Genomic DNA, 25176 nt, shown 5'->3' on the forward strand with positions numbered 1-25176 from the left:
ATTGGAATAAAGGAACGCAAGCCTTGAATTATCGCATCGGTCAGATCGTGCCGAGTTCGAATACGACGATGGAGACGGAAATTCCGGCGATGCTCCTGGCGCGGCAGGCCATTCGTCCTGAGCGCTTTACCTTCCATTCCAGCCGTATGCGCATGCGCACGGTGAAGAAGGAAGAGCTGAAGGCCATGGATTCCGAGTCGGATCGTTGTGCTGTCGAGCTTTCCGATGCTCGTGTCGATGTCCTGGGTTACGCCTGCCTCGTCGCGATCATGGCGCAGGGCTCAGGATACCATCGTGTTTCCGAGCTGAGGCTGCGCAGTCGTGCCTCTGAGAACGGTGCTGATGTTTCTGTCGTGACCAGTGCCGGTGCGCTTATCACAGGCCTGAAGGCGATGAGGGCAAAGCGCCTCGCGATCGTCGCGCCGTATGTGAAATCCCTCACCGAACTTGTCGTCAATTACATTCGCGACGAGGGCTTCGATGTTCAGGATTGGCGCGCTCTCGAAATTCCGGACAACCTCGAAGTCGGTCGTCATAACCCCGATAAATTGCCGGATATCGTTCGCACGCTCGATCTTGGCGGCGTGGATGCCATCGTGCTGTCGGCGTGTGTGCAGATGCCGTCTCTTTCCGCCATCGCCAAGGTGGAAGCGATCACCGGCAAGCCAGTCATCACCGCGGCGGTTGCTACAACTTATTGCATGCTGAAGGCGCTCAAGATCGAGCCTGTCGTACCAGGTGCCGGCGCATTGCTGTCTGGAGCATACTGATGGGTGGGGCTCCGCAAACCGCAGCAGCAAACTATCAAGGCGTCTGGGGTGAACGTATCGGTTTTGGTGATCGTCCGGCGCTGCTCGTCGTCGATTTTCTCAAGGCCTATACGCGGAAAGAGTCGCCGCTTTTCGCGCCGGGCGTGGTCGATGCCGTCGCGAATACGCCGGAGCTTCTCGCCGCTGCGCGGCAGGCCGGGATTCTTGTCGTCCACACCCGCATTCTGTATTCCGCGCCGGACTGCGCCGACGGCGGCATCTGGGTGAAAAAGGCCCCGGTGATGAAGGCGATGGTTGAAGGCAATGTCCTGGCGGAATTCTGCGAGGGTGTTGAGCCGGAAAAAGATGAGCCGGTCATCGTCAAGCAATACGCGAGCTCTTTCTTCGGCACGAGCCTCGCATCACTTCTTCATACGCAAAAGGTCGACACCGTCGTCATTGCGGGCTGCTCGACGAGCGGCTGTGTTCGCGCCACGGCCGTCGATGCAGTTCAATACGGTTTCCGCACGATAGTCGTCCGCGATTGCGTGGGCGATCGTCATCCTGAACCGCATGCTGCCAATCTCTTCGATATCGACAGCAAGTACGGGGACGTCGTCAGCAAGGCTGACGCGATCGCGGCGATCAAGGCCGCGCAGACAACTCGCTAATATCGATCACAAGTAACCGCAGAGCGCTGAAGGGAGATAAGTCGATGGACCGGAATGTCTTGACGGAAATGTGCCTCGAGCAGCTGACGCTCAGCGGCGTGCATGAAGGTGAGAAAGTCATCGTTTTGTCCCAAGGCGAGGAACGCCTGGATTACGCCGATGCGTTTCTGGCTGCGGGTCAGCGGCTCGGTTGCCAGATGTATCATATGCGTCTCCCCGCTCCGATGCCTGAGACCGGGGCTTGGGCCGTCGGTAAGACTGGGCTTGCCGCCATGCCCGACGCGGTCGAGGCATTGAAGCAGGCCGACATGGTCGTCGATCTGATTTTCTTGTTGTTCAGCGATGAACAGATGGCGATTCAGGCCTCGGGCACGCGCGTGTTGACGGCTGTCGAACCCGCCCCGTTGCTCGCGCGCCTAATGCCGACGAAGCAACTGCGCGAACGCGTCGAAGTCGGAGCCGAACTCCTGGCCAAAGCCAAGACGATGCGGATTACGAGCAAGCACGGCACCGACGTCGTCTATAAGCTCGGCGTATATCCGACGATGAGCGAATATGGCTACACCGATCAACCCGGCCGGTGGGATCACTGGCCGGCGGCTTTCGTCTTTACCGGTGGCGCGGACGATGGCGTTGACGGCACGATCGTTTTGGCGCCGGGCGACGTCCTTCTTCCTTTTAACACGTATGTTCGTGAGCCCGTGACCTACACGATCGAAAAGGGCTTTATTCAGGATATTCGCGGTGGTCTCGACGCTGAGCTGATCAAATCCTATATGGCGACATTCAACGACCCGCGCGGATTCGGTATGTCTCATGTCGGCTGGGGCTTGGATCATCGCGCGCACTGGCATGGATTGACGCAATTCCCTGGCGGTATGGGTATGGAGCTGCGGTCGTTCTACGGAAACGTTATGTTCTCGACCGGCCCGAATAACGAACTCGGCGGCCCGAACAATACCGCGTGCCACCTCGACATCCCGATGCGGAACTGCAGCCTCTTCCTTGACGACCAGCCGATGGTCCTCGACGGCCAGATTGCCGTGAAAGAGATGCTGCACGTTTTCGGCTAGACAGTGAGCGGTGCATGCAGCGCCGCGGCCATCGCCGTCATCGTGGATGTGCCATCAGCTCCTTGTTTGCATCGCTTCAGTTGCGACGTTCTGCAAAGAGCGCTATCGCAAAGGAGAAAACGAGCGGGAGGCTGTGAGTGACGAAAGAGAAGCCTGGCACGCAACGGCGAATGCCGGGAACGTATAAGGTCACCGAGCAGGTGGGGCACCTGATGCGCAAAGCGTATCAGCGTCACCTTGCGATTTTTCAGGAGAACGCCAGCGATCCCGATTTGACGGCCGTGCAATTCACGACGCTCTGTGCGCTTCGGGACAACGGCCCAAGTTCTCAAGCCGAACTCGTTAAAGTGACAGCCATTGATCAGGCAACCATCCGCGGCATCATCGAACGGCTAAAAACACGCGGCCTCATAAAGGTGACGAAAGATGCACAGGACGGCCGCAAGGTCATAATGTCGTTGCTGCCCGCGGGGGAGACCGTTTTGGATGACATGTATCCAAGGGCGTTTCACATCAGCGAATTGACAGTGGCGAACCTTAATCCGGCGGAGCGCATGGCGTTCACATATCTTCTTCAAAAAATCATCGATGGATGAGCCTTACCCGGGATGCTTGCGACTAAACTTCGGCTGCCGGCGCTGAGGGCAAGCTTTGCTGGCCGTAAAGGTCGCGACCGAAAACGGACATCTTTCCGTTCAGACGGCGTCGTCGATCTATGCTAACTGCTAATGTCTGGAATAAGCTCAATCGACATTCGCGATGCTGAACTGCTCGATTTAATGCGCCGACTGCTAATGGCCTGAAGCGTCATTTAGCCGTCGTCCGCTTTCTCGGGAGGCTGTGTGAGAACGAAGATGCGGCCCCCCGCTGGCCCGGCCGCGGCCTGCGGGCAGAGCCTCAGATGGCTCTGAGCAGCTTCGGTACTCCAAGGATCGCCATCACGCGCTTCAGATTGTAGGCCAGGACGTGCAGCGCCATCTCGGTGGCGACATGCTTGAGTGTCTTCATCTTGAAGTGAGTGGCGCCCATCCACGCCTTGATCGTCCCGAACGGGTGCTCGACGGTCTGGCATCGTAACGACATCTTATTGGGATCATCGTCGAGGCGCTCCTGGACGCGTTCAAGGATGCCCTCGTGCTCCCAGCGACGGACGCGGCGTTGCTTACTGGTGGTGCACCGGCCTTTGATGGCGCAGCTTCCGCAAGCATCCGTCCAGTAAGAATGCAGCGTCTTGCCGGCCTCTGCATTCGTGAAGCGGTATGTCAGTCGCCCGCCGGCCGGACAGACGTAGGCATTATCGTCCGCGATGTAAGTGAAGTCGGCGCGATCGAAGCGGCCATGGGCTGCAGCGTTTGACGTATGTGGCTTGGGCAACGTGACCGGGATACCGGCTTCCTCGCACGCGACGATTTCCTCGCCCTTATAATAGCCCTTGTCGGCAATCGCCTCGATGTCGGGGCGGGACATCTTTTCACGCGCTGCACGCGCCATCATCGCCAGAGCGTCGCGATCGTAGCCGAGGTTCGTCACTTCATGCGCGACGATAAGGTGATGCTTCGTCTCGACGGCAGTTTGTACATTGTAGCCAATCACGCGGGGCTTTCTGCTCGTCGTCGCCATCGCACGCGCATCGGGATCGGTCAGCGAGACCTGCGTCTCGCCGCTGATGTCCATGCGCTGTTCGATCGCCTTCAAGGCATTGGCCTCTCGCCGGCAGTAGGCCAACTTCTTGACTGCGCGAGCGAGGCGCGCCTCGGGAACCGACATTCCGGTCTTGCTCGCCACTTCGTCAGCACGGTCAAGCTCGACGAGATATTTTTCAATGGCCGCATCGATCTCGCCAAGGCGCCGCTTGAGTTTCTCACGCGTGAAGCTTTTAGTCTTCGCATTGACGGCTTTGAACTTACTGCCATCGATCGCGACGATGCTGGCGTCCAGAAGATCGAGGCCGCGACAAAGAGCGACGAACTGTTGGCATACCTTGCGGATGGCCGGACCGTTCTCACGGCGGAAGTCGGCGATGGTCTTGAAGTCGGGAGCCAGGCGACCCGTGAGCCAGATCAGTTCTAGGTTCCTCCGACACTCGCGCTCAAGACCACGCGAGGACTGCACTTGGTTGAGATAGCCGTAGATGTAGATCTTGAGGATCGTTGCCGGATGGTAGCTCGGACGGCCCGTCTCTTGAGGAACCACCCCGTCGAAGCCAAGCGTACCGAGCTTAAGCGCATCGACGAAGGCGTCGACTACGCGCACAGGGTTATCTTCGTCGATGTAATCATCAATCGTGTCGGGAAGAAGCGTCGCCTGCGTCCGATCCGCGCCCTCGATGAACCGCCTCATTTGATCCCTCCTCAAGCTCGCGGGAGTCGTACATCTGTTCGTCTGAATGGGCGCGTTTTCACACAGCCTCTCGGCAAAGCCGCTGTCCGTCACCGGAGCATGCTGCATTCGCTCAGGTCAGCTTCTGGGGTAAAGCCGATATCGCGTCAGTGCCCAATGGCGGCATTAGTGCTTCTTCATCCTCGAACTACCCCTCGCGCTCCTCGGGACAGGTGTGGTTTGAAGTCGTTGACGATTTAAGCGTCAAGCATCTCGGTTCTGGTAAGGATAACTCGCCATTGATATTGGCGACTATAGGGTTGGGTTATTTTCCTTCGAGGCAGAAGTCGAGGTCCGTTTTTTGCCTAACGTCGAGGTTTAGTTTACGTCGCCCTGACCGGACGATAGCGTGCGCTTATCACTCTGCAGGCCTTGTTTCCTGCATCCGCCGTTCCGCCAGCTCCAAGGCCGTCTCCCCGGTCTCGCGCAGAATTCTTTGCTCACCGGTGACTTCGTGGTAACGACGCAGGATGACATCGACGTAGAGCGGATCGAGCTCGAGGCCATAGCAACAGCGACCGGTCTTTTCGGCGGCGATCAGCGTCGAACCTGAGCCCAGGAACGGGTCAAGCACGATATCATCGCGGTTGGTCATGTCGAGCAATGCGTCTTCGAGCATCGCAACTGGCTTAACGGTCGGATGGTCCTGCAGTCCGCGGCGCGCATCGGAGCCCATGCTGGATGCGCCGGGATAGGTCCAGGTATTCGAGCGCCAGCGGCCGTGCTTACGGAGTTCGATGTTATAGATGTGTGGCGCGGTGCCGATTTAGGAATTCCGTTCGGAAGCGATCACCCATTCACCTACCATGAGGGCAAGAGAATTCTGAGTTTGGCTATGAGTGAGTTGCGACAACGGGGTGATCTCCAGGGGGAACTCGGCATGAACCCGTCAACGCCCGGACGACCATCATGGGAAGGAGCGAAAACTGGGTATGGGATTTTCTTACTCTCGGCACCGCGAATGAAAATGATGCCTTTACGAATAATCCTCATCTCACACTGGGCATCTTGCCAGATACTATTGACGCGATGGTCACTGTTCCGAATGCGGTGAACCGCGCTATGAGAAGTAGGTTGATCGATTTGGGAGAGTCAGGTTTTCGACAGCTCACGAGCCAGATCGTTGCAAACCTGAAGCCTTTGCTCAATGAGCATCCCGGAGCGACCCCGCGCTTCCGCGGCGTTCAGCGACGGCATCCTTCGCAAAGGTCCACGCCCTTCATCGATGCTTTGATAGAGTTTGATCTGCGAACTGCAGTTGATAGCGATGATGCCCCCAAAAGCCAGCCGCGCTGGCTGGCCGCCGGCTACAATTCCTTTGTCAACAAGGAAGGTTCAAATTACCAGATCCAGATGGGTGTACTTTTCCCCTATGAGTATTGTCCCGAGCTAAGCGAACCTGGGGCGATCGAAATGATCGCTAAGGCGTGGCTCTACTGCAAGCCATTGGTCGATTTGGCCCGATAGAGCAGTCAGCAAGCTTGTGCGTTTCACAACTGTCGCGCTTTGACAAGGATAAGCGCGTGCCTGCGTGAATAGCAATGTCATCGGGATACCGATAATGGCGGGCGAACAACATGCAACGGCGACCGCTAACCTATCGAGAATTGGGCTTTGAGACCGGCGATCAAGCTGTCGGCGAAGCGCTGTGCCTTAGCCGGTGTCGGCTTATGAACGGATAGCACATTGACCGCACCACCAAGCTTGATCTTCAAGGCCTTGATCTGAGGAAACTCGGCCGCGGGCAGCGCATCGATGGTACTCGACAGGCTCAAGGACCATTCTGCGGGCGACAGGGACGTTGGGTACGCGCACTCGATCGCGATCATACCGACCAAGCTGCCCATGACTAGATTGAGCGCTATGACCTTTTCGTTCTCGGGGAGACCGGCGAGGCTGAGGGCATAGAGGACACGCTCGACGAGGAGGGGATTCAGATAGTAGTTTGCCGCTATCTCGCGCCCGAACAGCAGAGCGACTTTCCGGTGCTTATAGAAGGCGGAGAACACGGCATCGAATAGGTCCCGAAGGTACCCCTCGCAGGTCTCGTTCGGTTTGGGGGGCGTGCCACATCCGCGAGTACGGTCCGGATCGCTTCGGTATGGATCTCGGCGAGCCTACCCGGAAAATGCGCATATATGGCGGACGGGGCGACGCCGAGTCCCTTGGCAATCCCGGCTATGCCAAGGTCAGGATTGTCATCAAGGAGTGAAAGAGCTTTAGCCGCGCGCTGCGCTCGGGGTGATCTCTGGCGAAAACGCTCTTGGCGATCCCTTCAGGCTGTGCAAGGACCCGGCCGGCGCTGCAACGCGATGCGAGGTTGCGGCTCAGCCCGGCGTGATCGCCGTGGCGCCGAAGGCGTTTACGAGGATGTTGAAGACGAAGATCGAGAGTGCGGCTTTGGCTTTCACCACCTGAGGCCCCCTGGTTAGGACGCCGAGGATGTCCGCTTGCAGGCACTTGTCCACTGCAAGCGTCGCCGGCGACCTGCGGCGCGTCAGTCGCGCGATACGGATAGTCCCGCCAAAAGCGGCGCGTACGCGGCGAGCCTGCGGGATACGAACTCGGTGAAGAGCCGCACGCGCTTCGTCTTGCGTGTCTCCCCTTGCGTGAGAAGCCAGAGCGTTCCGTACATGTGCAGGTCGGTACCCGGCACCCTCACCAGTAGAGGGTCAACGTCTCCGACGAAGCAAGGCAGTGTCGTGATCCCGAGCCCTTGCCGTGCCGCCATGAGCTGCGCCTCGGCGTCGGTGACCCTGAACGGAACCCCCGTGGTGCGAACCTCGCCCTCGCCGGCCCAGTCCGGAATTCCATGAACGCTTATGACGATCCACCGCATGGGATCGGGCGCGCCCGCACGCCACGCGGCTAGGCGACCGCGGGACATGTAGACGGCGCCGAACACCTCCGGTCCCTTCAGACCGTGAAGATTGAGCGGCAGGGTTTTGCGGTCGTAGACGACCCTGATCGCGACGTCGGCCTCTCGGTTGGTCAGATTCGCCAGCTCGCCGGACGACAAGATTTCCATTTCGATGTCCGGATGCAGACGCGCGAAATCGGCGAAGTCCGGCATGAGCAGGTGTGTCGCGAGGGGTGGCGCCAGCGTCACCCGCAGAAGGCCGCGCACGCTCTGGTCGCGCCCGAAGATACGCGTTTCTAGTTGGTGCGATGATTCTTCCATCTGTTTTGCGAGCTCGAGGACCTCCTCGCCCGCGGTCGTTGGGCGGTATCCCGAAGGCAGCTTTTCGAACATGTGCGCCCCAAGACGTTCCTCGAGCTGGGCGATGCGTCGTAGCACGGTCGAGTGATTCACTCCGAGGCGCTCGGCGGCAGCCCGCACCGAGCCTTCGCGCGCGACGGCAAGAAAGTAGCGAACATCGTCCCAGTCGATCATGGTGCATTCTGGCACCGGATGGCGCCCCTTCCAAGCTTATAGCAAACCGTTCGACCGGCTGGTGGGATATGGCCGCTACGGATGATTGTCATAGCCTATGCCGCGAAATGCGGCCCGATTTTCCACCGCGGAGACGTGTGGTCCCCGTCGGCGCCCGCCGTCAACCCGGATCGATTCTGCACCACCGATGTGCGTGCTTCCGCACTCCATGCCCGACGCCAGACAACGTATGTCGAGGTCCTCCGGGGCCTCCCCGGACACGCGAAAAACACAGCTTCGAAGGAGACGTCGTGGGAAAGCTTGAGGGTAAGGTTGCAGTTATTACGGGTGGCAACAGCGGGATTGGCTTCGCTACGGCGAAGCGCTTCGTCGAAGAAGGCGCGCACGTCGTCATCACTGGCCGACGGGACAAAGAGTTAAAAGAGGCCGCATCCTTTATCGGGGGAAACGTCACGACGGTCGCGGGCGACGTAACGCGCCTGGAGGATTTGGACCGGCTCTATGCCGTTGTGAAAGAGAAACACGGTCATATCGACGTGCTATTCGTAAATGCAGGCTGGGGCGAAGTCGCTCCGCTCGCGGCGGCTACCGAAGCTCATTTTGACAAAATCTTCGACTTAAACGCGAAGGGACAGTTCTTCACAGTGCAGAAAGCCCTTCCCCTCTTCAAAGATGGTGGCTCGATTATCCTGAACTCTTCAGTCGCGAACGTGCTGGGAGTGCCAGCGTTTACCGTCTATGCCGCGGCCAAGGCAGCTGTGCGTAGCTTCGCACGTGGCTGGACCATGGAGCTGAAAGACCGCAAAATTCGTGTGAATGCTGTAAGCCCAGGGCCAATCGAGACTCCAGCACTTGAGAAAGCTGGCCTCACTCCTGAACAAGCCCAGCAAGCTGCCGAGCAATTCGTCTCGCAGGTTCCACTCGGTCGCAGAGGTAAGCCTGAGGAAATCGCGGCCGCCGTAGTGTTCCTCGCCTCCGATGAAAGTTCTTACATTGCCGGCGTGGATCTAGCCGTCGATGGGGGCATGGCGCAGGTCTAATCACGGTGTGGTCCTGCGATTGGCCTTCCAGCCCGCCAGTCGTGGGACCACCTTTAATTTTAACATAAGATCAGAGAAGCATTATGAGTTACGCAATTATCGGCTTCGGCAAGATTGGTCACGCTCTTGCCAAGGCATTTGCCCGTAACGGCATTGAAGTGTCTGTTGCAACCACGCGAGACCCGGCAAGCTTTGCGTCCGATGCGGCCATGATCGGACCCACAATCATTCCCCAGAAATTGGCGGATGCTGTCAAGGCGGACGTTATCTTTTTAGCTGTCCGTTTCGAGTCACACCCAGAGGTCGCGAAGGTGCTGTCCAACTGGAGAGGAAAGACTATCGTTGATACGATGAACTCGCAGCTACCCCTCGAAGAAATGGACGGCCTCCTGTCTTCCGCTTTCGTCGCAAAGTCGTTCACCGGGGCCAAGCTCGTGAAAGGGTTCAATCACCTCATTGCAAGCACGCTGGCTACCGATCCGACCATCGAAGGTGGCCACCGGGTCGTCTTTCTGTCGAGCGACGACGAGGACGCGATCGCTCCCGTGGCGGATTTGGCCAAACAACTCGGGTTCGCACCCGTTAAACTGGGCAAGCTCAACGAGGGTGGCGCGCTGGTGCACGCACGCGGCCGCACTTGGGGCCAGCTGATCTTCCAGGACCTGTTCAAGAAGGAACCGTGACCGATTTCGACCATGTGATCTGGCCCGGGCGGGATGATCCGAAGACCTCGGGCATCTCTCGTCGGCCGCAATGAAATGTCCGCCTCCCACCCCGAACCGAATTTCGGAAGGTCGGCTTAACGGACAGCGGCCGTGGCGGCACCATCTCCCTAATCAGGGTTTTTGCACGGCCTGCCTCGAAACGCCCCGCCATTTCCCTGCTGGTGCAGTCGTTGTCCCTGCGGCAGCAGATACGAATTCGCCGCGCGCCGACATCTTGTGATGTCCGCTAACCTGCAGTGAATATTGAGATTTCTCGCGCTTCGCGTCCGTGCAAGGGCGGCGAAATACGCGAAATTCGCTGCTTTTGTTGTGTGAGCAGGGAATGAGTGGTTATGGAGACGGGTTCGCGTCAGACTGCAAGCACCGCCATAAATCACTGAATGCAAATAGAAAAATTCGTATCTCTACGGTCGTCGCAAATTCCTGGGCGCCGTCCGAGACTTAGCGCATGCGGGCCGTCAACGTGTGACCGCGAGACGGGTTTCGGGCCGGAATTGTGAGGCCGTCGTGCCGAAAGTCTCTTGTCGGCTGTCAGGTGGTACCGCTGAGTGTCGAAAAGGAGTGGGTCTTAGATGCCAGAATCCACAGGCTCAGCGTAGCCGATTTCCCCACTCTGAGGGTGGGACGTCTCCGTTTTGGAGCAGATCATTTTCTCGTTCGCCCGGCGCACCGGTCCGACAAGCCGGTCAAGAAACACGCAGTGTGCATATCGAATCATATCGAGACCACTGCTTAACTCGGGATAATTTGAATTCGACATTCTCCTTTTCTCGATCGAACGGTTGCGTCCTTACAACCTCCATCAGGAAAAAGATGCAATTTCTGCCAGATCATTTGACCGCTTTCAGGAAGGAAGATTTCCTCCGACGAGGGGTGAATCGGTGGGGAAAAGCCGACTCTAAGAGATCGCACCGGGGGAAATTGGAATGCTGCCGATCTATCGTCTGGCCGCGCTCGCAGCTGCTGTTCTGTTGACGGGGGGCGTCGACAGTGTCTTCGCGCAGCAGACCGGCGGCAGCACGGATATTGCCCCAACCACACCCCCCGCCACGACGACGCAAGCGCCCACCACGCAGCCCCCACCCGCCGCGAGCGGGGCCACGACCACGCCTCCGGCCGCGAATACGCAGCTGCTTCCGGAAGTGGAGGTCATCCAGCAGCAGGCAAAAGCTCCCCCACCGCGAAAGGTCCGGCAGACTGCGAAGCTGAAGAAAGCTCCCGTTGCCCTGGCCCCGGTGACGCCGCCGACGGCACCGGTTGAAAAGGACTTCTCGGTCGCCGAGCCCACGCAGGTGAAGATGTCGCCCGTGGGCGGCAGCGAACTTCCGATCGCGAAGGTTCCGGGGTCGGTCGGTACGGTTTCATCCTCCGACGTGACGCGCAGCGGCGCGATGGCAGTGCAGGACGTGCTCCAATCGCGCATCCCCGGCGTCATCGTGAATGACTTGCAGGGCAATGAGTTCCAGACGAATGTCCAATTCCACGGCTTCGATGCGTCGCCTCTTGACGGCGTTCCCCAGGGCTTAGCCGTCTACGAGAACGGCGTCCGCATCAACGAAGCCTTTGGCGACGTCGTCAACTGGGACTTCCTGCCCTCGATAGCCATCTCTGATATCGCCGTGATGAGCAACAATCCGGCGTTCGGCCTCAATGCGCTCGGTGGCTCGATCAGCATATCGATGAAGGATGGATTTAATTTCCAGGGCGTCGAGACCGACATCCGCGGCGGTTCGTTCGGACGCATACAAGGGTCGGTACAGGCAGGGCAGCAAGTCGGCAATTACGCAGCCTATATCGCGGTCGAAGATATTCACGACGGCGGTTGGCGGCAGTTCTCGCCATCCGATATTCGCCGCACGTTCGCCGATATCGGGTTCAAGAACCATGACGCCGAGTTCCATGCCAACTTCACTGGCGCCGATAACTTCGTCGGGGCCGTTACGGCCTCTCCGGTCCAGCTGCTGGATGAAAGCTACAGCGCCGTCTACACAAATCCGCAAACGACCCAGAACGACATGGCAATGGGATCCGTCAATGGCTCTGTCAATGTCACGGATACATTTAAGGTCTCGGGCGTCAGCTACTATCGCCGGTTTAATCAACATCACGTCGATGCCAACGGCTCCGAAGCGGCGCCCTGCGCGGGCGATACAAGTGTGCTCTGCTTTGACAATCTCGACGGCACGACCGTTCAGCTCGTCGATCAAAATGGCAACTCGGTATTAACGCCGCCTGGCGGCGACAATTACGTCGGCGAAATCGATCGTACCTCGCAGCAGGCCGAAAGTTACGGGGCGTCATTGCAGGGCGTGCAGAAGGCGAAGATCTTCGGCCATACGAACCAATTCTTGTTAGGCGGCAGCATCGATCATGGCCGCGTCGGCTATCAGACCAACGCCGAGATCGGAAGCATCGGTCCCAATTTCACGATAACCGGCGACGGTCAGATCGTCGCCAACTCGGATATCGCTCCGGTCGATATCACGACGACCAACACCTATTACGGCGTCTTCTTTTCCGACACCTTTGATGTAACTGACCGGCTCTCGCTGACGGCCGGCGGCCGTTTCAATTACGCCGATATCCGTCTCAAGGACAACACGGGGCTAGCTCCCGATCTCAATGGCAACAATGTCTATCAGCGTTTCAATCCGATGGCTGGAGGCACCTATCAACTTCTTCCGGGGCTCTCGCTCTACAGCGGATATTCAGAAGCCAACCGCGCGCCGGTCGCGGCTGAGCTTGCCTGCGCAGATCCCAACAATCCCTGTCTCATTTCGAGCTTCCTGACCTCAGACCCTCCATTGAAGCAGGTCGTCTCTCGCACCGCAGAGGCGGGCCTCCGCGGTGAGATCACCAGCTTCGGCGATCATCAAAAGGTCACTTGGACACTTGGCTTCTTTCACGCCATGAATAGCGACGACATTATAAATGTGGCGTCGTCGATCGCCGGCCGAAGCTACTTTCAGAACGCGGGCAACACGCTTCGAGAAGGGCTCGATGCCAGCATCGATTACCGCAACGATCGTCTGTATCTCTTCGCCAATTATAACTTCACCGATGCACGCTTCGAGAGCACATTCGACGTTAATTCGCCGAATAACCCTCAAAACCCATCGAACGGCAATGATTTTATCACCACCGTGCATCCGGGTGATCGCATGCCGGGTATTCCGCAGCACAGGTTCAAGGCGGGTTTCGACTACTGGCTGACGCACCAATGGAAGTTCGGCGGCGATTTGACCGCCGCTTCCGATCAGATTTTCTTCGGCGACGAGGCGAACCTGAATAAGCCGTTAGCCGGATATGGCGTCGTCAATCTTCATACATCCTACGACGTCACTCAAAACGTGCAGCTCTACGCGATCGTGAATAACATTTTCGATCATCAATACGGAACGTATGGCAACTACTTCACGCTTGACGACGCAACCGCAGCATCGCTCGGAACCATAGATTTCACGGATCCGCGCACGATCGTCCCGGCGACACCGCTTGCGGCTTACGGTGGAATGAAGGTCAGATTCTAAGTAATCGTACTCGGGTCACTGGCTTTCGGGTATGTTCCTGTTCCATGATTTGTCTCATTTCTCGATAGACAAACGAACATGGTCCGCGGCAACACCTACGCCTTACTCGACGGCCGGATTCGGGCTAAAACTTCCGTAGCTTGGTTAGTGGTCAACGCTTTTGACCCAAATCGGACACGCATGGATGGTCATGGCGTGTGTGTGGAGAGTCGCATTGCGGAAAATATCTGTGACAGCAACAGTCCTTTACTTGGCAACTGCCAAGCACTCGACTAGCGTTAAACGTGATTTGTCCGCACCGGGGGGTTGCAATGCAGGTTTTCAAGTCAGGCTTCGTGGCCGCGATTATGGTGTGCGCGCTTTCGGCGACGGCTCATGCGGCCGAATGTACGAGGGTCGCCGCCATTGGCGATAACTTCACCCACGATTTGGCGGTGCTGTTCTCCCACAACGCACTTAAGAATACGATCGCCGGGAAAGGGCTTATACCGAAGGGGCCAGTGAAAACCACCTGCAAATCAGGGGCGATGATTGAGTGTTACTCCTCGCAGATGGCCTGTAAGGGCGGGACGCCTGCGGCCTGCTTAGGCCCCTGGCTTTGCTTCTGAACCAGGCACTAGACGTACCCTCAGTTTGATCTGTTCTTGCGGCTCGAACCTCGCAGTTATGCCGAGCACTATCCGAAAAGATGCATCGGGCGCTTTTTGCCCGTAACGGCGCCGCCCGAGTGAAGCTAACGGGATCGCTTCACCTCCGGGAAAGCAGAGCCAGGAGGCGTCGGCGTCTCGGCGGAGCCGACGGTCGGTCCCAATAGCTGTCGCGTGGAGTAGCAGCGATCGGCGATGCGGGAGCCCCGCCGATCATGTCCGCTGTGAGACGAGATAGGTCGAATCTTCGGATGCTCGATCACGTGTTCAAGCCCTGAGTGGACTTGTTCACGTTCGGAAATCGCTATGAGGTCGGGCGATGCTTCTTCTGCTGCTTCTTCCCATGAGCGTATTTTGACACAGGCTTATATTCGCCGCTTGATTTTGATGAACCTGGGCGAGGCCCGGTGCCCTTGGGATGAGTTTTCTGCGCGTCACGCTTTCGATGAGGATGCGCGCCGGCTTTTTCTTTGCTTCGATCCCGCCATGGCGTCTTCGCGTGCCGACCCGTTTGGAGATCAGACAAGGTTGCGGCTTTGGCCTCGTCGTCTTTCTGCTGCCGGGCAGCGAGGGTCGGATTGCCGTGCGTACCAGCGTCGTCACCCATGGAGGCGCCAATGCGCGAAATCCGCCCCTCGTTAGGCTTCATGGAGCGCGCGGTATCCGCGAACGTGTCTGCGGATTCGGCGGCGATCTGGAAGCGCGTGTCGCGGTCGAAGATCTTGATGGAACCGATTTCGGCTTTCGTCACATTGCCGGCGCGGCAGAGAAGCGGCAGCAGCCAGCGGGGCTCGGCGTTACGCTCGCGGCCGATATCGATGCGGAACCAGACCATCTCACGGCCCTGATCACGAACGGCGTGCGTGGAGCGGCCGTCTCTCGGGCGCGCGCTCGCACGCTCGTCTCGGCCTTGCGGCCCTTGGCTGCGTACTTGTCTATGCTCGACCCGCTCCCGAGGTGCTCGCGCATGATCATCGCGCCGCCGCGGCGAGCCCGTATCCTCAGTAAGATCTTCCGGCGCGGGCAGCTGGGCTCGGTGGATCCGGACCAACGCGAGAGCAATCTCTTCTGCCGTGCGGCTGGACTGAAGGGATTGCGCAAGCTTCAGGTCCTCGTCCGTCGCGGGAGCGGTGAAGATAGAGCTGGCCAGAAAGCGCTCCTGATCGCGTGCGCGGATCTCGTCAGCGGTCGGTGCCGGGCCCCACGTGACCTTAAGCTTCGCACCGGCCAGCAACGCATCGGCCTTACGCCGGCGGTTGAAGGGGACAATCAACACACACAGGCCCTTGTTGCCGGCCCGCCCCGTGCGACCCGAGCGGTGAAGGAGTGTCTCTGCATCATTGGGCAGATCGGCGTGAATGACGAGCGAGAGAGCCGGCAAGTCGAGTCCGCGCGCCGCCACATCCGTCGCGACGAGAACGCGCGCGCGGCCATCACGAAGTGCTTGAAGTGCATGCGTGCGCTCGTTCTGCGTCAACTCTCCGGAGAGGGCCACCGCAGAGAAGCCTCGTTCCAAGAGACGCGCGTGCGTCCGCTTTACGGCTTCGCGCGTCGAACAGAACACAATCGCGGCGCCGGCCTCGTGAAACCGAAGCACGTTGACGATGGCGTTTTCAGTATCGCTCGGAACGACGCGAATGGCGCGATAGTCGATGTCGGCATGCTGCTCGTTGCGCTTCACCGTTTCGATGCGAACAGCGTCGCGCTGGTAGCGGCGCGCCAGTGCTTCGATCTCGCGCGGCATGGTGGCCGAGAACAGGAGCGTCTGGCGGCCTTCAGGGGTCGCGTCGAGAATGAATTCCAGATCCTCGCGAAATCCGAGATCGAGCATCTCATCGGCCTCGTCGAGCACAACGGCTGCGAGTTTTGTCAGGTCAAGCCGCCGTCGTTCCAAATGGTCCCGCAGACGTCCGGGCGTGCCGACAACGATATGAGCGCCGAAGCCGAGTTGGCGGGCCTCCGCGCGTGCGTCCATGCCCCCGACGCAGGTCACAACACGCGCCCCGGTGTCTGCATAGAGCCAGTCGAGTTCGCGCTGCACTTGCATCGCAAGCTCACGCGTGGGTGCGATGATCAGCGCCAGCGGTTCAGCGGCTTGCGAGAAACGTTCCGCTTCTCCAAGAAGCGTCGATGCCATCGCAAGTCCGAAGGCGACCGTTTTCCCGGAGCCGGTTTGAGCCGAGACCAGCAAATCACGCCCTACCGTGTTGGCTTCGAGAACCGCTAATTGCACGGCAGTAGGCGCAGAGTAGCCGCGCGCAGAAAGAGCGCGCCCGAGTGCGGGATGAACCGACGGGAAGGTCATGATTGTGAAGACTTTTCGAATGGAGAAGGCCCACCCGGCTCTATTCGAGTGGCAGGCGCACTTCGTCAAGATTATCGTTATTTAGCGTGCGTAGCTGGTATTCGGCGTAAACGCCAGCGGGCAGGTTGGCGCGCTTCGAATGTTGGTTAGCCTGCCGCAAACCCTGCCACGTAAGACTTTCGGCCGGAAGGTCTCAATAGCTGACATTTGGTTGATGCTTGACGAGGTGGCATACACACGATGACGGATGTCTGCTTTAGAGAGCAAAACGGAAGTACTTCAGGCCGCGCCGACGCTCGCTCGTGACCCTAAGCAGAAATCGCTTTGGGTTAAATTCGAAGGATTTTCTTCCCTTTTATTGCAGTTTCTGACGTTCGTGCCGGCGATCGCGCTTTGCCGCCATTTGACTTGGAGGAAGCGCCTGACAAAGCCTCTATGATACGGCAGTCTTTAACGCGCGCGGCGTGGCATGTAGAAATTACAGTTCTAAGTTCGCGACGCACAGCTTGCAGGCGCTTTATCTTGCCGTCGATATGCGCGACCTGACGACGAGCAATCGCATCAACGCGTTGGCAGGGAGCATCCGGACGATCTGCTAGCGTGAGGAGTTCGCGCACTTCATCCATGTCAAAACCGAGATCGCGGGCATGACGGATGAAAGCCAGCCGCGCGACCGCACGGTCATCGTATCGCCGTTGCCCTCCGCTCGTGCGGTCCGGCGTTACCAATAGCCCGATTTGCTCATAAAAGCGGATGGTCGGTACTTTAACGCCGGTCAGTTCCGCGAGCCCGCCAATTCCGATTTCGCCCATGCCCACATACCTCTTGAACCTCTAGCCACTAGAGATCCTATACTACATCCTGGATGTTGCAAATTGCGGCATGAGAAGATGACCGATTGCGTTAAGAGCGGGTGTGGCTGCTCCCAAAATCTGGCCTTCAACGGTCTAGCTCCCGGCTATCAGCGCCGCCTTTGGGCGGTGATCGCAATCAACGCGGTCATGTTTGCCGTCGAGATGGGAGCCGGAGCGATGTCGGGTTCCCAGGCGTTGAAAACAGACGCTCTCGATTTCTTCGGCGACACGCTGACCTACGGTCTCAGTCTCGCCGTCATCGGCCTGCCATTGCGCGTGCGGGCCACAACCGCAGTGGTTAAAGGGATTACTCTCGGGCTCATGGGGCTTTGGATTTTCGGCTCGACAGTTTGGCACGCCTTTGCGCCGGGCGTTCCTGTCGCCGAGATCATGGGATCAATCGGCTTTCTCGCACTCGCAGCCAACTTGGCGAGCGTCTTGATTCTCCTCAAGTACAAGGACGGTGACGCCAACGTACGCTCTGTGTGGCTGTGCTCACGAAACGACGCCGTCGGCAACGTGGCCGTCATCTTGTCAGCATACGTCGTATGGGGCACAGCGAGCGGCTGGCCGGATATACTCGTGGCGGCAATCCTTGCGTCCATATTCTTGCATTCGGCGACCAAGATATTGGGACAGGCGCTCGATGAATGGCGAAGGCAGTCCGATGGCCCCGCTGAAATGATCGCTGTGGTTGGCCGAACCTGAGGAGGAGTATTTAAAATGAGTTTCCGCAAACATCTTATCGCAGGAGCGCTGCTGGCGATGCTGGCGGCACCTTCAATCGCATTCGCGCAAAGTTCGAGCCAGCAGCCCCCTACGACGGGCTACGGAATGATGGGTCACGGGATGATGGGCTACGGCAACGGGATGATGGGGCCAGGAATGATGGGACAGGGCTACGGCATGATGGGTCCAGGCATGATGGGCTATGGCGGCATGGGTCCGGGAATGATGGGTTATGGTATGATGGGCCCCGGCATGATGATGGGCTATGGTCCAATGATGCAAGGGCAGCTCGCCTACCTTAAAGCCGAGCTCGGCATAACGGACGCTCAGAAGGCTGCTTGGCAGGATTATGTTGACGCGGTGCAAGCACGAGTCGCCGCCATGCAGGGAATGCACGCAACGATGATGCAGGCTTGGCAGTCCGGTACCGCGACGGATCGCCTGGACGCACATATCCAGGCGATGCAGAGCATGCTGGACAGCATGAAGGCGATGAAGCCGGCGACCGAAGCCCTCTACAAGACATTAGCCGACGATCAGAAAAAGAAGGCCGACCTGCTGCTTGGTAATGGCTGTTGCATGATGTGAGGTCGCGTGTCGTGCAGACTTTTGGTGCATTCGTAGCGCCATCCGTGTTGGCGCAAATCGGTCCTGTGCAAGGTCCCATGCATGGGTGGTCATTTGGCTGGTGGCCGATGGGCGGTATCTTTTGGATTGCGTTTCTGGTGATTGCCTTTTTTGGCGTCGCCGCGATCATTCGGATGCTGTCCGGCGACGGAAGTCCCCGGCGACACTCGTCATCGGCTCTGGCAATTCTTGAGGAGCGGTATGCGCGAGGAGAGATCGACCGCGAGGAGTACGAACAACGCCGCCGCCATCATGGTGGCTAGGGGTAGTCGTGCTGCTCTTCTGAGCATCCTTGCGGCAGCGAGTTACTACGTCGCTTGGCCCGTTCAGGCCTTCGACACCACGCTTCATGATATTGTCACGGCCTTGCACAACGCGGATCCGTCGCATCCGCTTAACCTTTCGGGCAGAAATCTCCGCTTTTTTGATCTGAGCGGACTTGACTTCAAGCACGCCGATCTCGCCGGGGCAAATCTGCTTGGTGCTGACCTCACGGACGCAAATCTGTCCCATGTCAACTTGAGCGGCGCGAGCCTCGATCGGGCAATCATTGTTCGCACCAATTTCATGGATGCAGATCTATCAGGTGCCAGTCTTTTCACGCCCGTCGCTTACTTGTCGCTCGAAAAGGCCAGGGCGGAAGCCCCGAACTTCACGGGCGCAAACTTCTCCGGAGCGCGGATAGTCGCGCACTTCAGTCAAACAAGCTTTCGGGGGGCGAACTTTACCAACGCGCAGATGCAATGGAAACGAAGGGACCAGCTCAAGACACCTGAGCGCACGCAAATATCGTGGTCCGACCTTAGCGGGGCGACGTTCACCGCAGCGAACCTCGAAAATATCATGATCACGTCGTGCAACCTCAGCAATGCCGACTTTTCAAGGGCCAGCTTGGCGCATGCTGACTTGTCGGATTCGAACATGACTAGAGCCAAATTGGATCGAGCCGATATTGACGGCACCTTGTTTAACGGAGTGGAAGGGCTGGCGAGTGTTCACCGCTAAGTGTCGAGCTGCGGTGCGGGACTTCCGGATTTGGCCCTTAGCCGACAAAGTCATGACGTCTGCATTTAGGGTAAGCAGCAGACGTTCGCGGATGACTGGCAAACGACCAGGTCGGACGTTCTGCCGATATCCGCTATCTCGGGAGGCTGTGTGAAAACGCGCCCATTCAGACGAACAGATGTACGACTCCCGCGAGCTTGAGGAGGGATCAAATGAGGCGGTTCATCGAGGGCGCGGATCGGACGCAGGCGACGCTTCTTCCCGACACGATTGATGATTACATCGACGAAGATAACCCTGTGCGCGTAGTCGACGCCTTCGTCGATGCGCTTAAGCTCGGTACGCTTGGCTTCGACGGGGTGGTTCCTCAAGAGACGGGCCGTCCGAGCTACCATCCGGCAACGATCCTCAAGATCTACATCTACGGCTATCTCAACCAAGTGCAGTCCTCGCGTGGTCTTGAGCGCGAGTGTCGGAGGAACCTAGAACTGATCTGGCTCACGGGTCGCCTGGCTCCCGACTTCAAGACCATCGCCGACTTCCGCCGTGAGAACGGTCCGGCCATCCGCAAGGTATGCCAACAGTTCGTCGCTCTTTGTCGCGGCCTCGATCTTCTGGACGCCAGCATCGTCGCGATCGATGGCAGTAAGTTCAAAGCCGTCAATGCGAAGACTAAAAGCTTCACGCGTGAGAAACTCAAGCGGCGCCTTGGCGAGATCGATGCGGCCATTGAAAAATATCTCGTCGAGCTTGACCGTGCTGACGAAGTGGCGAGCAAGACCGGAATGTCGGTTCCCGAGGCGCGCCTCGCTCGCGCAGTCAAGAAGTTGGCCTACTGCCGGCGAGAGGCCAATGCCTTGAAGGCGATCGAACAGCGCATGGACATCAGCGGCGAGACGCAGGTCTCGCTGACCGATCCCGATGCGCGTGCGATGGCGACGACGAGCAGAAAGCCCCGCGTGATTGGCTACAATGTACAAACTGCCGTCGAGACGAAGCATCACCTTATCGTCGCGCATGAAGTGACGAACCTCGGCTACGATCGCGACGCTCTGGCGATGATGGCGCGTGCAGCGCGTGAAAAGATGTCCCGCCCCGACATCGAGGCGATTGCCGACAAGGGCTATTATAAGGGCGAGGAAATCGTCGCGTGCGAGGAAGCCGGTATCCCGGTCACGTTGCCCAAGCCACATACGTCAAACGCTGCAGCCCATGGCCGCTTCGATCGCGCCGACTTCACTTACATCGCGGACGATAATGCCTACGTCTGTCCGGCCGGCGGGCGACTGACATACCGCTTCACGAATGCAGAGGCCGGCAAGACGCTGCATTCTTACTGGACGGATGCTTGCGGAAGCTGCGCCATCAAAGGCCGGTGCACCACCAGTAAGCAACGCCGCGTCCGTCGCTGGGAGCACGAGGGCATCCTTGAACGCGTCCAGGAGCGCCTCGACGATGATCCCAATAAGATGTCGTTACGATGCCAGACCGTCGAGCACCCGTTCGGGACGATCAAGGCGTGGATGGGCGCCACTCACTTCAAGATGAAGACACTCAAGCATGTCGCCACCGAGATGGCGCTGCACGTCCTGGCCTACAATCTGAAGCGCGTGATGGCGATCCTTGGAGTACCGAAGCTGCTCAGAGCCATCTGAGGCTCTGCCCGCAGGCCGCGGCCGGGCCAGCGGGGGGCCGCATCTTCGTTCTCACACAGCCTCTCGGCAAAGCTGACTTACGAGGCGCCCCCGAGGTTTCGTACAAATTTCACATGAGCCGTTTTGCAGCTATCTTCGAGCCGAGTGCGGCTTCGCAGAGAAAGCGGACTTGAGTGTTTAACGGCTGGCTCTCGTGCTCTCCTGTCCGCTCCACTCACCGAAGGAGACGTGAGTTACTGAAAAAGCGTCTCCGGCCGATTATCATCCTTTGACTTGAGGAAGCCCCGGAGAATCGGCGCTTATCTATGGTCACTTCGGAGTGATCGGTGCGCCGCCCGGTCCAGGCGTCCCAAACACGCTCACACTGTCGATGGCCTTGCGCTGCAGCCGCGTCCAATCAGCGAGTTGTCCGCAAAGCGAGGGGCGCGGGGATGGCGCGTCCTTTGCACAGCGGAGCGAGACGAAATTCTGCAAGCCCATTGCAAGCTGCAGGGAATAATCGCTCGAATAGAGCTGAGTATCACTGAAGACCGCGCCGCCCGGGACGTTGCCGAAGTACATCATGCGAAGGCCCTGCGCCGTTTCGGGATGCTTTTCCGCGTCGAGCCCGAGGACAGCTCCATTAGGCGCAAATTCCGCGAGGATAGGCACCATCGGAAAGCCGGCTGTCTGATGGCAGCCCATGCACGAACTTTTCGGATTATCTACGGGGCCGGCGAGGCGGCCGCCGAAGCCCAGATGATTGAAGCTCAGTGGTGGAGTGGCCAGGTCCTTGACGGCTTGACGATTGATCCACTGTTCGGTGAGTGGTTTATAATCGCACGGCCCGTTCCGACCTTTGCAAGTTTCGGCGTAGGTCACCTTAGGGTTGTTTCCCCACTGTAGGCCGAGCGGCGTCATGCGTGCCCAAGGTGTTTCGCCTTTGGCGTTCCCGTCATAGCCATAAGTCCCCAGCAACCAGCCCGTAGGGCTGCGCTCGTCGCGCACTTGCAGATCGATCTGAATGAGGCGCACCTTGCCAATACGACGCTCGTACCGTGACAACGGCCCCTCGTTGCGAAAGCGCGGGCTCTTGTTGACGAAGATATCGGCATCCCACTCCAGTGCGCCTTTCACCGTCGGCAATTCCGCTTCGGTCACCGTCGAAAACAGAAGTTTGATGACAAACGCGCCGTCCGGCATGCTGTTCAAACCTGTTGGATCAGGATTGAGCGCGCCAGGCTTCGGGTCATCGGGATCGCAGTAGACTTGGCCTAACGCGAAGGCGTATCGATCGTTGACGTAAGCCTGAGCCCAGGTGTCGACGAACTCAAGCTGCCGCTCACCGAACGTGTTGCCGGCAGAGTCGAATTCATGGGTCAAACCGTGCACGAATTCGCGGCCGTCGGTCCCCGGCCAGTCGGAAGCGACTTCGGTATTCCAGTCCATCCAAGGCGAGCCGTACCATTTACGGATTTTATTGTCTTCGACGTAGAAGTCGACCGCGACGTTGCCTTCCAGCCCGTAGTCCAGGAGCGCGCGCAGATAAGCCTCTGGATCTACCGGACCGCCGTCTCTAAATGGAATTTTTAGCCACGGATATTCTTCCTTCACCGGAAGCTCCGAGGGATAATCTTGGCTGAGCTTGTAAACGCGACCCTTGTAGCTCGACGGAGGATCGCCGCCGTTGCCCTGAAGGTAATAGTCCTTGAACGTGCCCCGACGACAATTCTTCTGCGCGAGCGAATTGCGCAGCGAGTCGCTGGTCGCAGAAGCAGGCGTGGACAACACTCCCTCGCTCGCGCACGTCAATGCGAGCATGGCGCTTATTGCCGACAATCGAGCGAGCATTTGCATTACCAAAACAATCCTTATGCGATTCAAGGCGTACGCTGATCATCAGGCGGCGCGACTGCGAACCGTAATGGATGTTTTTCTAAAATATACTCCAAGCCGTCAGGTAGCTTGGGAACGGGGTTAGAAAAGTGTAAAGGCTATACCTGCCGCACGAATCCCAACTGCAACGGTTCCCCGCCACATCGATCCGGCATTTTTCTAGGGGTGATGATAGGTCGTAGCAGGTGAAGAGACGACAGCATCTCGCTCTTTCAGAAGGTGATAGATATCTTCAACCCGAACGGACCAGCGATTTTGGTAGCCAGAATTAGCGCAAAGGACTCTGGCGTCCGGACGCGAACAGTAACACTGACAGGATTTTCCGTCCGCTTCTGTAGTCAGCGCTACAAGAGCGTAGTCGGTTTTTATTTTACTTTCTCCGCCGCGCTATGGACCAGCGCGTGGTCTGTCGGCAGAGACGAATGATGAACAAAACATGTGCGGCTGGCTCTTGTAAGTGTATGGAACTCGCCGGGCCCGGTGCAGGCCTACATCCGCGTTGTTTCGAACAAATCTGGCTGTTCGATGGAGCGCCACAGGAAACGCTTTGTACTGTGGCCGACGAGCTCGTCCGAAGGAAACTCGATGCCGGTGAGGATCTCTTCCATCAAGGCGAAAGCGCCGACAGCATTCACCTCATCAAAATGGGCTCGGTGAAACTCACGAAGATAAGCGCGGATGGACGTATTATTACCTTAGACATTCGCAAAGCGGGTGCTTTGATTGGTGAAAGCGCACTGCTGGAGGAGGGCGTTTATCCGGTTGGTGCTACTTGCCTCGAAACCACGGTGACCTGCGGGATAGACAAGAAGACATTTGAAGGATTGGTAACAAATCATCCCGATATTGGCCTCGTCGTCATCCGCAATCTATCACGGCGAATTCAACAACTTTCGAGCCGGGTTGGCGCGTTGTCCGAACCCAATCTCGAGGACCGGCTTTACGAGGTGTTGGTCAACGTCGCCCTGGAAGTTGGCGCGCGTGGTGCTGGTGGCTGGACAATCGCATTTCCCTTAACGCATGAAGAAATCAGTTTTCTGGTGGGAGCACACCGTGTCAGCGTCACTCGTGCGTTGTCTCGGCTAAGGGACACCGGAAGAGTTCGCATGTCGGGCAAACAGCTGTTCATCAGCGATAAGGTGATTTAAGCGGGCCGACATCAAACGTTGCAGTAATTTATAAATCGCCCTGCAACCACTCGGCAGATTAGTGCTCATTGAAGAACGCCCGAGGCGACATTCGCATTTCAAAAGATAAATTCCGGTCCTCGTAGCGCCTGCTACGACATTATCCGCGTACTCCTTGCAGAGTGACTGCCATCAGCACGGATCAGCCGTCGATGGTCATTTCCCCAATTGCGGCGGGTGATTGAAAAAAGTTACTGAGCGAGGATGAGATGACGGATAAGACGCTTTATGAACGACTTGGGGGAGCATATGCCATTGCAACGGCGGCCGATTACCTGATCGATCGCTTGCACACCAACGCTACGATCAACAACCTCAATCCGAAGGTCAAAGACTTCCACAGCGCGCAATACAAAGCTGGCTATAAGTTCATGGTCACCGCGTGGTGTATTGAGGCGACCGGCGGACCCAAGTGCTATCCGGGAAGGGACATGTTCGAGTCTCACAAGCATCTGAGCTTGACGGACTATGAGTTCGACGTCACTGCGCACGAAATCCGTAACACGCTCTACCAGCTTGGCGTTCCGCCGCAGGAGATCAGTGAGTTTATGGATATCATTGAGAGGTATCGCGGTAAGGTCCTCTCTCGAGTCTGACAGGGGACGATAACACCATCGGTTTCGCCATGTTGGATCGGTGTGATTAGGAAATCAAACTTCGCGGCCCCGTTTGTGCAACCTAGCGGTCTCTTATTTGCAGGCTTCTGAAACGCGAACAGGGCCACATAGGTA

General features: G+C 58.1%; 24 protein-coding genes. 16 read left to right on the plus strand and 8 right to left on the minus strand.

Features of this window, described 5'->3' with window-relative positions; translation table 11 throughout:
- Positions 1-68 precede the first annotated feature (68 nt).
- The 4 genes from HYP802_RS0104220 to HYP802_RS0104235 all read left to right on the plus strand — a co-directional run bounded on the left by HYP802_RS0104220 (position 69) and on the right by HYP802_RS0104235 (position 3089).
- The gene (locus HYP802_RS0104220; RefSeq protein WP_050976845.1) at positions 69-770 is read left to right on the plus strand and encodes an Asp/Glu racemase; all 702 of its coding nucleotides are present in this window, start codon (positions 69-71) and stop codon (positions 768-770) included.
- Positions 770-1420, plus strand: a complete 651-nt coding sequence (locus tag HYP802_RS0104225) for an N-carbamoylsarcosine amidohydrolase (protein WP_013945854.1) — start codon at positions 770-772, stop codon at positions 1418-1420. The genes HYP802_RS0104220 and HYP802_RS0104225 overlap by 1 nt, the downstream gene beginning before the upstream one ends.
- Positions 1421-1464: 44 nt before the next feature.
- Entirely contained in the window at positions 1465-2493 is a 1029-nt protein-coding gene (locus HYP802_RS0104230) for a hypothetical protein (RefSeq protein WP_013945855.1), read from the plus strand.
- 170 nt (positions 2494-2663) lie between these two features.
- On the plus strand, positions 2664-3089 hold the full coding sequence (locus tag HYP802_RS0104235) for a MarR family winged helix-turn-helix transcriptional regulator (protein WP_050976846.1): 426 nt from the start codon (positions 2664-2666) through the stop codon (positions 3087-3089).
- A 301-nt stretch (positions 3090-3390) separates the two neighbouring features.
- Here the strand turns inward: HYP802_RS0104235 and HYP802_RS0104240 are convergent, their stop codons facing one another.
- Together HYP802_RS0104240 and HYP802_RS0104245 are read right to left on the minus strand one after the other, a co-directional pair.
- Entirely contained in the window at positions 3391-4833 is a 1443-nt protein-coding gene (locus HYP802_RS0104240) for an IS1182 family transposase (protein ID WP_013947914.1), read from the minus strand.
- A 397-nt stretch (positions 4834-5230) separates the two neighbouring features.
- Entirely contained in the window at positions 5231-5638 is a 408-nt protein-coding gene (locus HYP802_RS0104245) for a site-specific DNA-methyltransferase (RefSeq protein WP_081740940.1), read from the minus strand.
- 143 nt (positions 5639-5781) lie between these two features.
- Between HYP802_RS0104245 and HYP802_RS0104250 the strand changes: the two genes are divergently transcribed.
- Positions 5782-6339, plus strand: a complete 558-nt coding sequence (locus HYP802_RS0104250) for a hypothetical protein (protein ID WP_013945860.1) — start codon at positions 5782-5784, stop codon at positions 6337-6339.
- 125 nt (positions 6340-6464) lie between these two features.
- Here HYP802_RS0104250 and HYP802_RS0104255 read toward each other — a convergent pair whose 3' ends face one another.
- The 3 genes from HYP802_RS0104255 to HYP802_RS0104270 all read right to left on the minus strand — a co-directional run bounded on the left by HYP802_RS0104255 (position 6465) and on the right by HYP802_RS0104270 (position 8266).
- The gene (locus HYP802_RS0104255; RefSeq protein WP_013945861.1) at positions 6465-6881 is read right to left on the minus strand and encodes a hypothetical protein; all 417 of its coding nucleotides are present in this window, start codon (positions 6879-6881) and stop codon (positions 6465-6467) included.
- A gap of 318 nt (positions 6882-7199) precedes the next feature.
- Entirely contained in the window at positions 7200-7340 is a 141-nt protein-coding gene (locus HYP802_RS23485) for a hypothetical protein (RefSeq protein ID WP_155831141.1), read from the minus strand.
- A 29-nt stretch (positions 7341-7369) separates the two neighbouring features.
- On the minus strand, positions 7370-8266 hold the full coding sequence (locus tag HYP802_RS0104270) for a LysR family transcriptional regulator (protein ID WP_013945863.1): 897 nt from the start codon (positions 8264-8266) through the stop codon (positions 7370-7372).
- Between the two features lie 290 nt (positions 8267-8556).
- Here HYP802_RS0104270 and HYP802_RS0104275 point away from each other — a divergent pair, with 290 nt between their 5' ends.
- From HYP802_RS0104275 to HYP802_RS0104290, 4 genes are all read left to right on the plus strand, one after another.
- On the plus strand, positions 8557-9306 hold the full coding sequence (locus HYP802_RS0104275) for a glucose 1-dehydrogenase (RefSeq protein WP_013945864.1): 750 nt from the start codon (positions 8557-8559) through the stop codon (positions 9304-9306).
- A gap of 83 nt (positions 9307-9389) precedes the next feature.
- Positions 9390-9989: an NADPH-dependent F420 reductase gene (locus HYP802_RS0104280; protein WP_013945865.1), complete on the plus strand. Its 600-nt coding sequence runs from the start codon at positions 9390-9392 to the stop codon at positions 9987-9989.
- Between the two features lie 968 nt (positions 9990-10957).
- Complete coding sequence (locus HYP802_RS0104285) at positions 10958-13561, plus strand: TonB-dependent receptor (protein ID WP_013945866.1); 2604 nt, start codon at positions 10958-10960, stop codon at positions 13559-13561.
- Between the two features lie 311 nt (positions 13562-13872).
- Positions 13873-14169, plus strand: coding sequence for a hypothetical protein (locus tag HYP802_RS0104290; RefSeq protein WP_013945867.1), 297 nt, complete (start codon positions 13873-13875; stop codon positions 14167-14169).
- Positions 14170-14512: 343 nt separating this feature from the next.
- Here HYP802_RS0104290 and HYP802_RS0104295 read toward each other — a convergent pair whose 3' ends face one another.
- Complete coding sequence (locus HYP802_RS0104295) at positions 14513-16513, minus strand: DEAD/DEAH box helicase (RefSeq protein ID WP_013945868.1); 2001 nt, start codon at positions 16511-16513, stop codon at positions 14513-14515.
- 329 nt (positions 16514-16842) lie between these two features.
- The gene (locus HYP802_RS22065; protein ID WP_013945869.1) at positions 16843-17325 is read right to left on the minus strand and encodes a helix-turn-helix domain-containing protein; all 483 of its coding nucleotides are present in this window, start codon (positions 17323-17325) and stop codon (positions 16843-16845) included.
- Positions 17326-17403: 78 nt separating this feature from the next.
- Here HYP802_RS22065 and HYP802_RS0104305 point away from each other — a divergent pair, with 78 nt between their 5' ends.
- From HYP802_RS0104305 to HYP802_RS0104325, 5 genes are all read left to right on the plus strand, one after another.
- A complete protein-coding gene (locus tag HYP802_RS0104305) occupies positions 17404-18075 on the plus strand; it encodes a cation transporter (protein ID WP_013945870.1) in 672 nt (223 codons plus the stop codon).
- A 15-nt stretch (positions 18076-18090) separates the two neighbouring features.
- Positions 18091-18684, plus strand: a complete 594-nt coding sequence (locus tag HYP802_RS0104310; RefSeq protein WP_013945871.1) for a Spy/CpxP family protein refolding chaperone — start codon at positions 18091-18093, stop codon at positions 18682-18684.
- 173 nt (positions 18685-18857) lie between these two features.
- A complete protein-coding gene (locus HYP802_RS23950; protein WP_244421080.1) occupies positions 18858-18986 on the plus strand; it encodes an SHOCT domain-containing protein in 129 nt (42 codons plus the stop codon).
- Positions 18925-19728, plus strand: a complete 804-nt coding sequence (locus HYP802_RS0104320) for a pentapeptide repeat-containing protein (RefSeq protein WP_013945873.1) — start codon at positions 18925-18927, stop codon at positions 19726-19728. The genes HYP802_RS23950 and HYP802_RS0104320 overlap by 62 nt, the downstream gene beginning before the upstream one ends.
- A gap of 212 nt (positions 19729-19940) precedes the next feature.
- Positions 19941-21383 carry an IS1182 family transposase gene (locus HYP802_RS0104325; RefSeq protein ID WP_013947914.1) on the plus strand — a complete coding sequence of 481 codons (1443 nt, stop codon included), beginning with the start codon at positions 19941-19943 and terminating at the stop codon, positions 21381-21383.
- 309 nt (positions 21384-21692) lie between these two features.
- Here the strand turns inward: HYP802_RS0104325 and HYP802_RS0104330 are convergent, their stop codons facing one another.
- Complete coding sequence (locus tag HYP802_RS0104330; RefSeq protein ID WP_013945874.1) at positions 21693-23219, minus strand: hypothetical protein; 1527 nt, start codon at positions 23217-23219, stop codon at positions 21693-21695.
- 593 nt (positions 23220-23812) lie between these two features.
- Here HYP802_RS0104330 and HYP802_RS0104335 point away from each other — a divergent pair.
- Together HYP802_RS0104335 and HYP802_RS0104340 are read left to right on the plus strand one after the other, a co-directional pair.
- On the plus strand, positions 23813-24406 hold the full coding sequence (locus HYP802_RS0104335; protein WP_245261454.1) for a Crp/Fnr family transcriptional regulator: 594 nt from the start codon (positions 23813-23815) through the stop codon (positions 24404-24406).
- A 248-nt stretch (positions 24407-24654) separates the two neighbouring features.
- Positions 24655-25041, plus strand: a complete 387-nt coding sequence (locus tag HYP802_RS0104340; RefSeq protein WP_013945877.1) for a group 1 truncated hemoglobin — start codon at positions 24655-24657, stop codon at positions 25039-25041.
- Positions 25042-25176: the final 135 nt, after the last annotated feature.

It is taken from the genome of Hyphomicrobium sp. 802 (assembly GCF_000526135.1).
In the GTDB taxonomy this organism is placed as follows: Bacteria; Pseudomonadota; Alphaproteobacteria; order Rhizobiales; family Hyphomicrobiaceae; genus Hyphomicrobium_B.